We start from the raw sequence: 15,705 nt of genomic DNA, 5'->3' as shown, positions 1-15,705 counted from the left end.
CTCATGTCTTTGTTTTTGACACTTCTAATCACTTGTGCTCGAAAATCTGCTGAATAGGTCATTTGTTCTTCTGCCATTTCGCTTGTTTTAAAACGATTGTATCTTATTTAAAAAGAACTGACTATATTTTCTTTATCCGAAATAAAATACATACCTGTATCAATATCGATATCTTTTAGACGCCCAAATGTCTCAATAACGGGACGATAACCAGATGATAAACCCAACATAATATATAAGTAATCCATCAATTTGTTATGAAAATCTATAAAATTTATTATAGTGAACTCCTTATGATATCTTAAGGTTTTGAGCTCATTAATGATAGGAAGCACTAGTTCTGATTTAATTTTAGAGCTTAGAAGGGCTAGTTTTGTTCCCATTAGTAACCCTGCTTTATAGATGTGCCTGTCATCTGGAAAATTAACTAAGTTAATCTTTGAGAGCTTATTATTATCTATTAAGTTTTTTCCTAATGAAACTCTAGGTTCCAAAAATAATATTTCTTTAAGATGGTCATAGTAGTGATATTGCGCATAATATATATCAGCTTTCGTGATGCTGAAATATGGTAAAGCAGATAGGTGATGTATAGGAGAAAGGGTTATAATATCAACGACAGCTGTATCTGTACCTGAATGAAAAAGCACATGTTTTAAGTAAGTTCTCAGTTTATTCAATGATAACCGAATATTATTTTTCTTATTAATTTTCCGAACTCTATTTTCAGATAATTTTTCAAGTTCACTAAAAAACCTTTTCTTTTCTCTTTTTGTACCAACAATATATTTTTGCATATTCTTTATCAAAACTGCTACTGCTATTGGTAAAGTTAACTCTAGCTTATCACTACTAACTGCTGATAGATCACTGCTATATTGTCGCTCTAACACTGATCTTGCTGGTGAAAAATTGAACTCAATACAATGTCGATCGTAATACTCATTTATTTTATTTATACCATTGTATTGAATATATTCACTACTCCCAGTAAGCAAAGTCATCAATATATATACTGCCTCCATTTCTTCGATAGTTAGCTTATTAGTAGTGTTACTATTGGTTGAATAATCAACATTACAATTTTCTAGAACTATAAATAACTCATTAAACAATATCTTTATCTCTGAACTTTTAGCTACCTGCACATCTGTATTTAATAACATAGAGCGTTTACGTCGCATATTTACTTGTTGTTGGGCATTCACAATGTCCAAATGATAAGATATTGGCCTATCAAGTGAGACTTCAAATACCGCTTCAATATCGTCGTCTTGCCGTTCATCAGCTTCAAAGGTTTCTAGAGTTTGATCTTCATTTGGTATTATATTTACGCTATAGATTGTTGAGGTGCTATCTCCTGTTGCTTCATCAACAAAAGTATCCGATGATATAACAGTAGGCTTTCCTGATCGAGATACGTTTCGAGTAATCCCTGATTTTTTGAGTAGTATATTTTCGAGTGGTAAAATAAATTCATAAAGGTGCTTACATAATCGGTAATTAACGAGCTCATTATCAGTCCATTCTTGATCCTTTTCGTCTTGATGCAATTTTCTACGAATTTTTTCTACAAACCCTTCTAATTCCTTGTCGTCTGATTTTAACCATTCTTCATATAGGTTTTCTGACTGAATTGACTCAAATGCACTTAATAAATCCTGCATAGAGCTATATTCATTTACATCAGGTAAAAACGGAATTAGAAATTCGCGAGTTTTATTGGTCAAAAACCTGCACTCATCAAGTGTAGTTTCAATTCGACTATCATAGTCCGTTAGCACATTCATTCTTAGGCATAGAAAAAAGTAAAGGGCGCGAATAACGTTTACTTTAGAAGACTCTGCACGGTTTACTAGAAAAGTAATTAGATATAACTCTTTCATGTTTTGATGAGGTTTTTTAATATGTTTTAGAAAAATCTTGTGATTTATTCCGTTTTTGTAGATTTCTAATTTTTCCAACTCTGTCAAAGTACTATTTATGGAATTTGTTTTTATCCACTCAAATAGAACATGACACTCACTATGCAACTCTAATCTATACTGCTTAGGTAAGATATCAATTAGAAATTTCAACTCAACTATTAAGCCTTCAACCTTGTTGGTATCGGCGAAATCAAGGATATGTGTCTTTAGCCAATCCTTAATATTATTAGAGATATTACTTTCATTAGCCATTATTCTGCAACCGTTACAAGCCATTTATATAACTGTAGCTCCGTTCATTTAAACCATCCAGCGTTAATACAAAAAAAAAGACACCTGTTTGGATGTCTTTTTGTTAAATATAGGCTTTTTCATACGTTTTGTAGTATACCTCGGTCTTTCAAAAGCTTATCCAGCGCACTTCCGTCTTGACGAGTTAGGTTCGGCACATATCGCGAATACACTGTGAATAGCATTTTCGTGTTGCTATGACCCATTTGGGCAGCAATCCACTCAGGCGACTCACCAGCAGCAAGCCAAAGCGTCGCAGCAGTATGTCTACTTTGATAAGGATTACGTTTATCAAGCTCTAAATATCGTAGTAACGGATACCAAACTCGCTTTGTCACATTACGATGATTCAAAGGAGTACCCGCTTTTGTGCAGAACACGAACTCACTTTGATGTTTAGTTAGTTTCTGCTGACCAATTAATGCATCATAAACCAGTTGGTTCATCTGAATGATACGATTCGAACCTGAGGTTTTAGTTTCGCCTATGACACCATTAACGACTGCCTGATCAACGATGATTTGTCGGCGCTCAAAATCTAAATTTCTCCAAGGTAAGCCGTCAATCTCACCTGTACGCATACCTGTAAAGAAGCGTACGATATAGTAAGGCTTATAATCTGCTCTCACATTATTGATAATGAGCATGACCTCTTCTAGGGTAAAAGGGCTGACATTACTTTTAGGCTCACTGAGTGGTTTTATATTCTTCCAAGGGCTGTCAAAATTAAAACGCTCAGAGGCTTCGGTCAGCACCATACGTAATGGCGTCATGATATGATTAATGCGAGACGCTGATAAAGTTCGTCCGTTATTACCATCTTTGACTAACTTGCCTCGAAAAGTCATGATTTTAGCTTTGCTAATGGTATTTAGCGGTACATTGCTAAAATGAGGAAGTAGATAAATTCTAAATATATCCTCTACATTACTTATTTGAGAGTCCCGCCATTCCGGCTTTTTCTCCTCTAACCAAACTTTGCTAAAACTATCAAAGCCTGAGTTTGAGTTCTTATGGCTATTCGTTGACCTCATAAGCTCTAAGCTTTGAAACTGCTCAAGCTTTTTACTTTGTGGAAAATAGTTTTCATACCGAAAACTCCCCAATTGAATGTCAGCTTCCATTCTGCTAACGAAGTTTTCTAGGCGCTTGCGATTGGGCTTAGTGTCTGTTAATAAGGTTTGCTCTCTACAGCGCTGGCCTATATATCGAAAATCCACATATAATTTGCCATTTCGGCTATTGATACTCGCCATGATTATGCTCCCGCTGCAAACGGAATGTTATCGTCATAGCCTGTCAGCATGAGTTCTTCAATCTTTTGCCATATAAAAAGAATCTTGCGGCCACCAAATGGTTTGATGTAATGAACGCCCTCAATGAATACTGCATCCTTAAGTTGATTGCGTATAGTCTTGCTGTCATATTTAATGCGTTGTGACAGCTCTTCAGTTGTTAAATAGGTATAACTCATAGTAAAATCCTTACTAAAGATTAAAGTGTTATTATCTGATAGCTTTATGACCTGCTATAGAACATAATTTACACTAAAAATAATCTTTTGCAAGACATTTTTATCTACAGTAGGTTATTTTATTATGGAGGAGGTTATGGTGAAGTGTAATTTATCTAGAATTATGGGTGAAAAAAGGTTAAAGATTGCTGATGTGTCTAGGGACACGGATGTAAATAGAGGCACAATCACACGTATGTATAACGAAGAAGCGACAAGAGTGGATCTAGAGGTTGTAGAGAAGCTATGTTTATATTTGGATATTGAAGTGGGCGACCTTTATGAGATAGTTAAGGAAGGACAATAAACTTTCCTCCTTTTAGAACACAAGATAATACTGCGCTTATCAGTTATTACGCCAAATAATACGCAGCAAACTATAGCTCTCAAATAAGTTAAAGGTTCTATTAAGTAACAAAAAGCTCTATAGAAGGCTATTTTAAGTTGCAATAGCTCAAAATGTATGTATAATTTAATCTGTAGAAAGTCATTACGAATAACAGAAATGAATATTAATCTATAGGAGACTATACATGAACACATTTATTAAACCGCCGCATGCTTCAATTTGGCTAAGCGCCGAAGCGATATCGCTATCTACCAAACTTATGGTAAACCTGCAAATACAACAGGGTTCACAGTTAGCAAAGATGCTAGGCGTCAATCCGATATTTTATAATGATGAAGCGGTTAGGATATGGGTGCAACGAGAGCTAAATGAAGGATTAGCGCTGAACCGTTATACCTTAACGGATCTTGAGACCAAATTTTTGGCCATTATGAATCACTACGATGTCCCTTATTCGTTGTGATTAACGTCAACTACTTGGTTTGGAGATAACCATGAGCTTAAAACTTATTTTTAGCCCTTATGTAGATCAGTCCGACATACAGCTATGTGAAGACTATTGGGCATACGGGCATGATGGGCGGTATGTAGAGTATATAGAAATACTCTGCAGACAATACCATATCGATTATCATATTTTGTTTGGCGTATTAGCGGAGTGCCAGGCTTACTTAGATGATGTTCACTGTGAGTACTGTGGACGGCCGTATCAACTTGATGTACCAGCGGATATACCTTATATCAGAAAACAATCATCTTGGTTCTGTGAATCATGTATTAGCTTTTCCGGTGGGCAGCTTATAGTTGGTAGGTAAGAATTTAATTATACTCAAAAGCCAGATAGTTCAACTATCTGGCTTTTTGTTTTTATATCGTTTATTAAAATAAGAATTAATAATATCAAAGATATTTACAGACTAGGCATAATACGAAGTACAGAGATTGCCTTTCGTTTAATTAATCAAATTAAGTATCTGCTGGCGCACGTCTTGACCTTTATCGTCTTTTTTAACTGCCATTAAGAATAAGCATTGACCCTGGCTATGACTTGCCCAAAGTTCTCCTACCATGCGTTTCTCTGCTGAATCATCATTGGTTTCGTAAGGCTTGCCTTTATATTCCACCACCAAGATACGACCGTCCTGCAATTCAACGATAAAATCAGGATAAAAGTTGGTATGTGCCAGTGGCAAGCTAAACGAAGCTTCTCCTCGTCTAACTAGATTTCTCACCCAATGCTTTACTTGAGGTAGTAGATCAATAGTCTGAGCACAATCAAACTCTTCACCTGAAGATTTCATGTCTTCGATTTGCGGATAATAATGTTTGTCAAACGCATAACTACCTGAATAGTAAGGTGGTCGCGTTGGATAATTATCTGCTTTAAACTCGTAACTAAAATCGTAAGTCGTAAGCACGTCAGCATCGCTTGCGAATAAAGTTTGCTGATACCCTTTAGTCATTGCTTGCTGTCTATATGCAGATACCAGCTCCTGTATAGAACGAGCAAGTGGATACTTATTACGTATGAGAGTAGTGAGTGTCAGTGACGGTATTTGCAGTAATTGGTTGATTACCTTAGTTAAGAAACTCGTCATTTCACGCTGAGTGACATCACTTTGTCGACATTCATGGTCTAGCCAGCCTATAAGCTCATCTTGAGTTACTTCGGTATGAGCCAGATTTAGATTTAAAGTTTGTGACTCATGAGCAAGGTTATATTTAACTTTTTTGCCTTCTACATCGACTAGGAAGCTTGTCGTCTCTTCAGTGGGCTGGTAGTCGAGCTTAGCTGGATAATCCAATAGATTCCAACCTGATACATCCAAGAATACCTCTTTCTCAACCAGTTCAAGCTCACCCTGAACCATGACACACAATCTTGGTAATGGGGCAAACTTCACTCCATTCTCTGCTGGTGACAAAGCGGCATGTACACTAAGGTTATGCCTATCAACTGAAGTCTCAATCTCTTTTTTATCTTCAACGGCCACTTTGGTAATGGCTTTTTTCAACGGCTCTGAGATTTTACCCGTAACCGTAACTACTTGGCGACCATCTACCTCAGATATTTTAATGCTACTGCGTTCTTCTTCTGATAGCTCGGTAGTATCTATCGTATCCTGCACCTCAACCATCAGAGAAGGTGGTGTCAACTTAGGTCTCGAGTTTACAGCGTCATCTTTATCTACCTGACCAAATAAATCACCTTGATTGGCATCTTGCTGTCGAAGGAACGTGGCTACCTCCAACTCTTCAAAACCCATTGAGATAAGTTTATCTGTTAGCTCCTTTGCTGCCTGTGCCAAACTTGTGGTGGCCAAATGGGCGTAAGCTCTATTTAAGTCTTCTATCACACGGCGCTTTGCATAAGGCATTCGCAATACACGCCCCAATAGCTGCTCAGCATCTTTGCTAGAAGACACCTGTTTGACTGAACAAAATACGTAGGCAAATGAGCAATCCCAGCCTTCTTTTAAAGCTTCTATAGTAATGATGTACTCGATAGGACAGTTAGGATCAAAAAGATCAATGCCATCTAGCTCTCGCTGTGTCCCTGTGGCTACCGCAATTTTATCCTCAGTAATGCCATGATCTTCAATTAGACACTTTTTGAGTACCTCAACCGTTACCTTGCCGTTCTTATTCTCTGCCTGCAGTAGGACGATAGGACGTATATAGTCGATATCTTTTTGTGCTTTAAGCGCTAATCTAGCGCGTGTTAAAACCGCATCACGTACCGCTTCTTCCCAACCATTAATATGCTCGGTCAAAATAATAGGGAGTTTTATCATTTCTTCAGCTTTTAGTTGCGCCGCTGAGACATGATATAAAATATTGCTACCATTGGTCGTTGATGTATTAGGAGTAGCAGTAAATTCGATAATAGCTGCAGGATGCACACGTTTCAGAGTGTCAAAGGTTAATGACGTCCTAGCATTATGGGCTTCATCAACGATGACTAGAGGGTTGTACAGCGCCAATAGGTTGGCAAAAGAGTACTTTATCTTACCAATATCATTGACGGTCAAACCGTTTTCAGAGACATCATCTTCACTGACGGTCTCAAGCTTGTCATAAAAAGGATGTTGACGACTTAGTTTGGCAAAGTGCGGTCCAAAGTCCTCATGATACTGATAGACCTTGCGATCAGACGTTTTAGTTACTCGTAAATTGGCAATCGTAGAGACGACTATAATTGTTTTATTGCCAATATCTTGCGCACGGATTTGATTGACATCAGCGATATCGTAGACACTGACTTGATTGGCAAAGGCGCGGTTTAAATGATCAGTATAGTCTGGGTTGCTCTTGAGAGCCGAGACGGTCTGCTGCTGAATAGTAGTAGTAGGTACTAGCCATAATACAATGGGGAAATCTTGCGATAGATAATGAGTCGCCGCTGTAGATACCGCGTAAGCGCCTAGCACAGTTAATTTAAGCTACTGAGCTTATCGATAAGTATAAATTGTATGGATTAGTTGCCACAACCAACTTTTAATAATCTTGGTCACAAAATGGTCACCGTTTGGTCACCGAGTACTTGGTCACTAACTTTCAAGAGATAGAGATCATGCGCAAAAACTTATCATTCATGCATTGTTAAAGGGTAGATCATTTGGTAAAGATAAATAGAGAGAAAGTGTCCAACCCTTATAAAGAAAGAGTTTAAGAGGAAATCCAGACACAAAAAAACCTCAAACAATCTAATGCTTGAGGTTGAAACTTTTGTATTAAAACTAAGTTTTAAATATGGCGCAGCGGACGGGACTCGAACCCGCGACCCCCGGCGTGACAGGCCGGTATTCTAACCAACTGAACTACCGCTGCTTAGGTCATACTTAGTTTATTTAACCACTTAGCCTACTACTTAAGAGTAGCACTATACTAAATAGTGGTGGGTGATGACGGATTCGAACCGCCGACATTCTGCGTGTAAGGCAGACGCTCTACCAACTGAGCTAATCACCCTGAGCGAGGATAAAACGAAGCACTGCTTCGTCCGAGCGTAACAGAATTTACATTGTCGTAAATTCTAGGAAACTACGCATCCAAACTAGGTATTACTGAAATCCTTTAAATAGGATTTCCTGAAAGTTTTAACATTCAAAGTTGTCACCCTTTGAATAACTTCCAACAGAAGAGAACTAAATAAAGCCTCGCTCTGTGGGTGTGTATTATATAGATTTACACATGGCTGTCAAACACTATTTGCCCTTTTCTTACGAATTTTTCCTGAATTTATCAATTCTATAGGCAAGCCTCTGTTTTCATTGGCTTTATATTTTATACAAAACCAATGATTTTTGCAGCTTATTCTCTATTTCCCTGCTAGCGCTTGCTCAATATCGGATTTAAGCGCTTCAGGCTTGGTAGTTGGCGCATAACGATCAATCACTTGTCCATCTGAACCAATTAAAAACTTAGTAAAGTTCCATTTGATGCCGTCTGTCAGCATGCTCAGCATACCGCCCTTCTCTTCCTTTAACCACTCAAAAATAGGATGAGCATCTTTACCATTGACATCAACCTTCGCCATCATCGGAAAGCTGACGCCATAATTCTTTTGACAAAATGCGCCAATCTCTTCATTACTGCCAGGGTCTTGAGCGCCAAACTGGTTACAAGGAAAACCGATCACCACCAGTCCTTGATCTTTATATTGTTGATACAACGCCTCTAGACCTTCAAACTGCGGCGTAAAGCCACATTTGCTAGCGGTATTGACGATTAATAACACTTTGCCTTTATAATCGGCAAAGGCTTGCGAGGTGCCGTCCATACGTTCAGCGGTAAAATCATAAATAGTGCTCATCATTCATCCTTAAATTAATTGTTTTATTGTTTTCAGGTTTATAAGAAATTTGCAGGTTTATAAGAAAAAAGGAAGCACCACGTACTTCCCTCTTCTCAGTCTAACTTTAACTAAAATACTGATTTTAGCCAAACTACTGACTATATTGACATTTATTCTTCAGTTTTATCCAAATCAATAGATAAAGAGTTGATGCAGTAGCGCATGCCAGTAGTCTCACGAGGTCCATCAGGAAATACGTGACCCAAATGCGCGCCGCAATTGCTGCACGTTACTTCGGTACGGCGCATGCCCAACGAGTCATCAACATGCTCATCGATGGCACCATTATCGATACCTTGGTCGAAGCTTGGCCAGCCGCAACCTGCGTCAAACTTACTGTCCGACTCAAACAAGCTTGCACCGCAGCCTTTACAGCGATAGATACCTTTATCATTGATATCATTATAGACGCCAGTAAATGGACGCTCTGTGCCCTTCTCACGCATCACATGATACTCATCGGCACTCAAGCGCTCTTTCCAGTCCGCTTCGGTCAACTGGCTGATTTCTTCTTTGCTTAATTGGTTGTCTTGCATCGTATATCCTTATGGAATGTTTGGATGAAATGATTGGTTATCTCATTTGTTTTACGTCATCTAATAGCAAAAATTTATCGTTCGTTTTTATAAAAACGATGATCTTTATCTGCTGCTTATCGGCTGACTATTCAAGGTCATTATTATAAAACTGCTCAATCTACCAGCTGAAAGCCTAAGGTTTTGAGAAACTGAATAAGAGATAGAGAAGTAAAATATAACAAATTATTTTGCCGATTAAATAAGTAAAGTTGTAATTTTATTGGGTTTCTATACCTGCTTACTTAATCATCAAGAAAGATAGCTAAAAGACTGATTAGAGTTGTCTTTGCAAGTTATTCTTGCATTTTTCTATAAATTAAAAACTAATTTGTTGATATCCATCCTAATACTTGCATTATAAGGTTATTTGCAATAATATCTTGCATTAGTAATGGTTTATGGCTAATCACTCTATTAGTCGTCTGCTATTACAAACGCATTGATTGGTTAATAAAAGGTATAAATAATGATGGCTGACAGCAAAGAGTCACAAGCTAGTAAAGGCACGCAAGCCGAACGATTAGTACAATTGCGCCGCGATAAGGGCATGACTGCCGAGCAATTGGCGCAAGCGATGACCGCAGCAGGCGCAAAGGTCAGTCGCGGGGCTATTTCTAACTGGGAGCGCGGAACCAATGGCATCGTATCATCGAAGCTACCTACTCTTGCACGACTCTTAGGTTGTAGCGAAGGCTATCTATTGCGTGGTGAGCTGCAACATGAAGCTAATATTGATATCAACATCGACATCGAGAGCAACATTACTAGCAACCCAGATTCAACTCAAAGCATAAATGCTCGTAATAAAAATGCAGTATCTAGCAAACAAGTTAACGCCGCTCAACCAATAAAAAATCAAGCAGCGCCACATTCACAAAACAACCCTATGAGTGGTCACTCTATGAACACAATAAAAAAATCCGATAAATTACAAAACGTTTGCTACGATATTCGCGGTCCTCTGCTGCAAACGGCGAATAAAATGGAAGCCGAAGGTAAACGTATTTTAAAGCTTAATATTGGTAACCCTGCCCCTTTCGGTCTTGAAGCACCGCATGAGATTTTGCGTGATGTGGCGATGAACCTGCCAGAAGCGACGGGTTATTCAGACTCACAAGGTATTTTTGCCGCTCGTAAAGCAGTCTTGCAATATTATCAATCAAAAGGCCTGCTATCTGCTGTTGATGTACGCGACGTGTATTTGGGTAATGGCGTCTCTGAGCTGATTGTTATGACCATGCAGGCGCTCATGAATGATGGTGACGAAGTCCTTGTGCCAATGCCTGATTATCCGCTTTGGACGGCAGCGGCCAACTTAGCAGGCGGTACCGCGGTACATTATCGCTGTAATGAAGACGACAATTGGCATCCTGATATCGAAGACATCAAATCTAAAATTACCCCTAAAACCAAAGGCATCGTGGTTATTAACCCCAATAATCCAACCGGTGCGCTGTATAGTGATGAATTGCTGCTGCAGATTATCGAAGTGGCAAAAGAGCACGATTTAATCATCATGGCCGATGAGATTTACGACCGTATTCTCTATGATGATATGGAGCATACGCCGATGAGCACCTTGACTGATGATGTACTTGTGCTGTCTTACAATGGTTTATCAAAGTCGCACCGTATCGCCGGTTTCCGTGCCGGCTGGATGATGGTTTCTGGTAAAAAACACCATGCTGCTGACTTTATCGAAGGCTTAGATATGTTGGCATCTATGCGTCTATGTTCAAACGTCCAAGGGCAATATGCGATTCAGACGGCGATGGGCGGCTATCAAAGCATGAAGGATTTGACCTCTAAAAAAGGCCGTCTCTATAAGCAGCGCGAAATGGCGGTCTCACGCCTCAATGCGATTAAAGGTATTTCTTGCACGATGCCACAAGGGGCGTTTTATTGCTTCCCAAAAATGGATCCTGCCGTTTACCCTATCGAAGATGATATGGCGTTTATGATGGATTTATTGGTCGAAGAAAACGTCTTACTGGTACAAGGCACGGGCTTTAACTGGGATGCACCCGACCATTTCCGTTTGGTTTTTTTGCCTAATCTACACGATTTAGAAGATGCCATGGATAGATTGGACCGCTTTTTTGCCAAAAAACGTAAGCAGTTTGGTACTGAATAAAAATTCAAAAATCATAAAAAAACGCTTATCGGCATAAGGCTGATAAGCGTTTTTTATTTGAAACGTGCTTATAAATAACTTTAAATAAGACTTAAGTAAAAACCTTAATAAGCATACGTTTTAAAAGATATTGACCAAAATAATATAACTGATTGCAGACATTGCCGCTGCTGCAGGAAGAGTAATTATCCATGCCAAACCGATAGGTTTCATCAGTGCCCAATTGGTATCTCTATTGACAATACCGATGCCAAGTACTGCGCCGACCAAGGTATGCGTACTCGATACTGGCAGACCCATGGTCGAAGCGCCCATAACCACAGCAGCAGCAGCCAATTCCGCTGAGAAGCCAGAAGCCGGATGCATTTTTGCCAAATTGGTACCGACGGTTTGAATGACTTCTTTACCGATGAACCAAAGACCAACGATCAACGCCACACCAAAGGTCAGCATCACCGCGGGCGGTACTGCCGCTTCGGTAGCAATACTATTGGTACGGATAACGTCCATAATCGCCGCAAAAGGACCGACAGCATTAGCAATATCGTTTGAGCCATGACTAAAGGCAAAAGCAGAGGCGGTAAAGACTTGCATCCAGCTAAACATAATAAAGGTGGCTTTGGTCAAATCTTCTTTATGCTTACCGCGGATACTCTTGGTATAGATATAGGTCGCAAGCCAAACCAGCGCCGCGATCATGCCCATGATTAAGAAGCCTTGCAGCGTCGTCATACCATTATTGACATTCTTCAGACCTTTAAAGATGACCAAAGAAGCCATGACCGCGCCGCCTGCAGCCGCAATGATAGGTACCCATTGCTTTAATGCCTTTAAGGTATCGAGGTTGCTGCGCTCATTTTCAATTTCATAAAGCTGTTTGTAATAGTCGGTTTCTAAATCTTCAACATCACAATCATCATCTTTATAAATTTCTTGATCACGTAACATCGCTGAGGTATAAGCCAGTTGTTCTGATTCGGTCAGACTATCCAGATAATCTTTGTGATTTTGCTTTAGCGTTTTTTTATCACCTTTTAGGGTCGCAATGTGTGCCTCGGTTCTATCGTTATATTCAATGATATTTTTCTTAATCTGACCATATAAAAGGTAGGAAAATAAGCCACCGAGTAGCGGTGATATAACCCAAGAGATAGCAATCGTGCCAATCGTACCCCAATTTACCGTCGATAGCGCCATTTCAGTACCACCTAAGGTGATACCCAATACTACAGAGCTACCAACGACACCGCCGATAATGGCGTGAGTGGTCGAAACTGGCAGACCTTTTTTGGTCGCAAACAATAACCAAAACGCAGCAGCGATAAGCGCTGAAAGCATGACATAAATAAACTGGTTGGGCGATACCGATAGACCATCTAAATCAACGATGCCGCTACGAATGGTATCGGTAACCTCACCGCCTGCTAGCACCGCGCCCGATACTTCAAATATGGCCGCAATACCCAAGGCTTGCGGAATCGTCAACGTCCCTGCACCCACTGAGGTACCAAAGGAGTTGGCGACGTCATTACCACCGATGTTGAATGCCATAAACACACCAAAAGCCGTCGCTACGATAAATAGCGTCGTCTGCTGATGCATGGTGTAATCTAGACCCCACCACAAAAAGTAAGCGGTCATCGCAATCAGTAAAATGGCAAAAAATAGATTGATTCTCATAGAACCGACTGCTTTGGTTGGTCCTGTAGAACTGCTGCTAATACCCATACGTTGATACGTCCTGCGTAAGCTGATTGAAATTATAGGTGATTGATGACATTGCGGCGCTAGGGATGATGTTTTTTTCACCACCCAACATTATGATAGCGTGTACGCAACGTGTTTTTGAAACACTGTTTTTTGAACTTGTTTATTGAAATACTATTTTAAAACACTGGTTTGAATCATTGGCCTGTCATATCTTGTTGATATATCACCCATGATAAAAACATGAGGTAAAAAACCCATCACATAAAATGCCATAAAGCCGCAAGTAGTATTGCCAAATCGTCCGATTACAGCAGCTTGCGGCTTAGGTTTTATAGTGATAGCGTTGGTGATGAAAAATTTGTTGCTAATGATTAAGGCGTTTATATAAAAATGCCCTATCCGATGATTCCGCTTTTTCAGTAAAAAGTAGAAGTCATTACGCGCCTATTATATTAAATATAGACACATAATGCATGATGATATTGCGAGATTTGTAACTGTAAATATTTAGCTTAGAAAAGCGATAAATTTAGTGAAAAATTGTTGTTACATTTCATAGATTCTCTGGGTCAAAAAACCACCGTAGCGATTTATTAGTAGGAACAATTGTGCCTACTTTGGTGACAATAGCAATCGACACGCTACTCACTCTTAGATAGTGCGGAAGATAGCTGCTGAATCGCATGGTCCAACACATCCAAACGCGCTTGCTGCTTTCCATTGGTCGTAATAACACACCAAGGGGCATCGTCTGTATGAGTGCGTGCCAGCATATCAGCCGCCGATTGCACATAATCTGACCATTTATCACGATTGCGCCAATCATCATCGGTCAGCTTAAATTGCTTATGCGGCGTCTCTTCACGCGCCTCAAAGCGTTTGAGCTGCTCTTTTTTATCAATAGCGAGCCAATATTTGATGACTATGGTGCCAGCGTCTACTAAATCTGCCTCAAAACGATTGATTTCAGTATAAGCGCGCTGCCATTCTGCATCAGTCGCAAAGCCCTCGATACGTTCGACCAATACCCTTCCGTACCAAGTACGATCAAAGATAGCAATACGGCTGATACGATCGGTTTGCTCATTGGGCAGTTTGGTCCAAAAACGCCATAAATATGGATGCTGTAATTCATACAGCATGGGTGCGCCGATATTATAAATCTGATACTCGCGTGGATCGAGTGGCGCAACCAGTCTTTTGATAGCCCCGCCTTTGCCTGCTGCATCCATCCCTTCAAAGGCAAAGACCACATGCCGACCTTTGCGCGCACGCAGCAATTCAGCAAGGCGTGCTTGTTTTTCGGCAAGTGCTTCATGATAGTCAGACTTATCTATCTCAGTATCGTCAATATTTATCAAAGTTTTAGGTATTTTTACAGGCTCAAATTTTGCTACCTTTTTTATATTCTTAATTCCTGCTTTACTGCTTGCTGCTTTACTGCTTGCTAGTGCTGTTTGCATGGCCTGCAATACTTCATGACAGAAATGGGTAGCCGCTTGTGATTTATCCTCACCGTTGATAATAATCCAGTCATCCTGTTGGCGTAATAAAGCCGTTGCAACCTTATTAAAAGTGTCGACGACCTTTTTGCTTTTCCAATCAATTTGATATAAAAACTCTGGATCAGATTCATTGTCGTTGAGACGCGCCTGTAAGGTTTCGATATCGACATGAAACCAGCATTTAAGCAGCTTGGTTTGATTAGCAGCAAGGTCTTGCTCAAAGGCTTGTAGCTTAGTCAGTTCTTTCTGCAAATAGTCTTGCCATTGGGCAATAGGCAACGCTTTATTTTTTAGCTTCTTATTATTCTTATCCCCACTTTCTTTAGGCTCACTATCTTCATCATCTAGCGTTGCCATACGCATGACGTTATAAAGCAAATCGGCATACCAGTTGCCAAAATACACCATCACATCGCCATGACGCGGCAGCGCCTTGGTATGCGCTTGCCAAATCGGCTGATGCTCTAAAGGACAATCACCAATCGTTGCTTCAACTTTGAGTAAGCGCGGGTCCACCCATTGCCGCAGCTGAGTGACCGCTGTGCCCTTGCCCGCCTGCTCCATTCCGTTGACCAGCACCAATAGCCCGGTTGGTTTATTGGTGGTCGGCGATGTTTGCTGCCGCGTGGCTCGCAAGGCAAATTGGGCAGTGACTAATGCCAATCGCAATGCATCTTTGTCCATAGAAAAGATATTTAACGGATTGGGTATTAAACGCTGCTCGACGACTTGCTCACTAAATTGGTCACTTACCGCTTCTGGCGCGTCTGCTTCAGTCATATTATTTTTTTTGCTCATGTCCATACTCGCTTTATTATTAGATAATGTTTTATAGTTTT

Annotated in this window: 11 protein-coding genes and 2 tRNA genes; 3 read left to right on the top strand and 10 right to left on the bottom strand. The window is 40.0% G+C overall.

The window, feature by feature from the left end; genetic code table 11:
- Positions 1 to 107 precede the first annotated feature (107 nt).
- The 3 genes from JMW39_RS12725 to JMW39_RS12715 all read right to left on the bottom strand — a co-directional run bounded on the left by JMW39_RS12725 (position 108) and on the right by JMW39_RS12715 (position 3,693).
- A complete protein-coding gene (locus JMW39_RS12725) occupies positions 108 to 2,180 on the bottom strand; it encodes a hypothetical protein (RefSeq protein WP_201547080.1) in 2,073 nt (690 codons plus the stop codon).
- A 119-nt stretch (positions 2,181 to 2,299) separates the two neighbouring features.
- A complete protein-coding gene (locus tag JMW39_RS12720; protein ID WP_201547078.1) occupies positions 2,300 to 3,475 on the bottom strand; it encodes a site-specific integrase in 1,176 nt (391 codons plus the stop codon).
- Positions 3,476 to 3,477: 2 nt separating this feature from the next.
- Entirely contained in the window at positions 3,478 to 3,693 is a 216-nt protein-coding gene (locus tag JMW39_RS12715; RefSeq protein ID WP_021813684.1) for a hypothetical protein, read from the bottom strand.
- Positions 3,694 to 3,829: 136 nt separating this feature from the next.
- On the opposite strand from JMW39_RS12715, the gene JMW39_RS12710 reads away from it, so the two are divergent.
- Together JMW39_RS12710 and JMW39_RS12705 are read left to right on the top strand one after the other, a co-directional pair.
- Positions 3,830 to 4,039, top strand: coding sequence for a helix-turn-helix domain-containing protein (locus JMW39_RS12710; protein ID WP_201547076.1), 210 nt, complete (start codon positions 3,830 to 3,832; stop codon positions 4,037 to 4,039).
- 226 nt (positions 4,040 to 4,265) lie between these two features.
- Complete coding sequence (locus JMW39_RS12705) at positions 4,266 to 4,544, top strand: hypothetical protein (RefSeq protein WP_201547074.1); 279 nt, start codon at positions 4,266 to 4,268, stop codon at positions 4,542 to 4,544.
- Positions 4,545 to 5,034: 490 nt separating this feature from the next.
- Here the strand turns inward: JMW39_RS12705 and JMW39_RS12700 are convergent, their stop codons facing one another.
- From JMW39_RS12700 to msrB, 5 genes are all read right to left on the bottom strand, one after another.
- On the bottom strand, positions 5,035 to 7,512 hold the full coding sequence (locus JMW39_RS12700) for a DEAD/DEAH box helicase family protein (protein ID WP_227679522.1): 2,478 nt from the start codon (positions 7,510 to 7,512) through the stop codon (positions 5,035 to 5,037).
- Between the two features lie 323 nt (positions 7,513 to 7,835).
- Positions 7,836 to 7,912: transfer RNA gene (locus tag JMW39_RS12695), tRNA-Asp, on the bottom strand.
- Positions 7,913 to 7,977: 65 nt separating this feature from the next.
- Positions 7,978 to 8,053 (bottom strand) — tRNA-Val (locus JMW39_RS12690).
- Positions 8,054 to 8,402: 349 nt separating this feature from the next.
- Positions 8,403 to 8,897 (bottom strand): glutathione peroxidase, encoded by a 495-nt coding sequence (locus JMW39_RS12685; RefSeq protein ID WP_201547072.1) that lies wholly within the window; start codon positions 8,895 to 8,897, stop codon positions 8,403 to 8,405.
- Between the two features lie 152 nt (positions 8,898 to 9,049).
- The gene (msrB, locus tag JMW39_RS12680; protein WP_201547070.1) at positions 9,050 to 9,475 is read right to left on the bottom strand and encodes a peptide-methionine (R)-S-oxide reductase MsrB; all 426 of its coding nucleotides are present in this window, start codon (positions 9,473 to 9,475) and stop codon (positions 9,050 to 9,052) included.
- A gap of 508 nt (positions 9,476 to 9,983) precedes the next feature.
- Between msrB and JMW39_RS12675 the strand changes: the two genes are divergently transcribed.
- Entirely contained in the window at positions 9,984 to 11,651 is a 1,668-nt protein-coding gene (locus JMW39_RS12675) for an aminotransferase class I/II-fold pyridoxal phosphate-dependent enzyme (protein ID WP_413786240.1), read from the top strand.
- Between the two features lie 120 nt (positions 11,652 to 11,771).
- Here JMW39_RS12675 and JMW39_RS12670 read toward each other — a convergent pair whose 3' ends face one another.
- Together JMW39_RS12670 and JMW39_RS12665 are read right to left on the bottom strand one after the other, a co-directional pair.
- Positions 11,772 to 13,379 (bottom strand): inorganic phosphate transporter, encoded by a 1,608-nt coding sequence (locus JMW39_RS12670; protein WP_201547068.1) that lies wholly within the window; start codon positions 13,377 to 13,379, stop codon positions 11,772 to 11,774.
- A 623-nt stretch (positions 13,380 to 14,002) separates the two neighbouring features.
- Positions 14,003 to 15,664 carry an ATPase gene (locus JMW39_RS12665; RefSeq protein ID WP_201547067.1) on the bottom strand — a complete coding sequence of 554 codons (1,662 nt, stop codon included), beginning with the start codon at positions 15,662 to 15,664 and terminating at the stop codon, positions 14,003 to 14,005.
- Positions 15,665 to 15,705 lie beyond the last annotated feature (41 nt).

Source organism: Psychrobacter immobilis (assembly GCF_904846175.1).
GTDB classification, from domain to species: Bacteria; Pseudomonadota; Gammaproteobacteria; order Pseudomonadales; family Moraxellaceae; genus Psychrobacter; species Psychrobacter immobilis_E.
This window is presented reverse-complemented; position numbering and strand designations above follow the sequence as displayed.

Excerpts from the sequence above, each read along its gene's own strand:
- JMW39_RS12670 (WP_201547068.1), bottom strand. The coding sequence starts at position 13,379 with ATGGGTATTAGCAGCAGTTCTACAGGACCAACCAAAGCAGTCGGTTCT.
- JMW39_RS12665 (WP_201547067.1), bottom strand. The coding sequence starts at position 15,664 with ATGAGCAAAAAAAATAATATGACTGAAGCAGACGCGCCAGAAGCGGTA.
- JMW39_RS12710 (WP_201547076.1), top strand. The coding sequence starts at position 3,830 with ATGGTGAAGTGTAATTTATCTAGAATTATGGGTGAAAAAAGGTTAAAG.
- msrB (WP_201547070.1), bottom strand. The coding sequence starts at position 9,475 with ATGCAAGACAACCAATTAAGCAAAGAAGAAATCAGCCAGTTGACCGAA.
- JMW39_RS12720 (WP_201547078.1), bottom strand. The coding sequence starts at position 3,475 with ATGGCGAGTATCAATAGCCGAAATGGCAAATTATATGTGGATTTTCGA.
- JMW39_RS12725 (WP_201547080.1), bottom strand. The coding sequence starts at position 2,180 with ATGGCTAATGAAAGTAATATCTCTAATAATATTAAGGATTGGCTAAAG.
- JMW39_RS12705 (WP_201547074.1), top strand. The coding sequence starts at position 4,266 with ATGAACACATTTATTAAACCGCCGCATGCTTCAATTTGGCTAAGCGCC.
- JMW39_RS12675 (WP_413786240.1), top strand. The coding sequence starts at position 9,984 with ATGATGGCTGACAGCAAAGAGTCACAAGCTAGTAAAGGCACGCAAGCC.
- JMW39_RS12685 (WP_201547072.1), bottom strand. The coding sequence starts at position 8,897 with ATGAGCACTATTTATGATTTTACCGCTGAACGTATGGACGGCACCTCG.
- JMW39_RS12715 (WP_021813684.1), bottom strand. The coding sequence starts at position 3,693 with ATGAGTTATACCTATTTAACAACTGAAGAGCTGTCACAACGCATTAAA.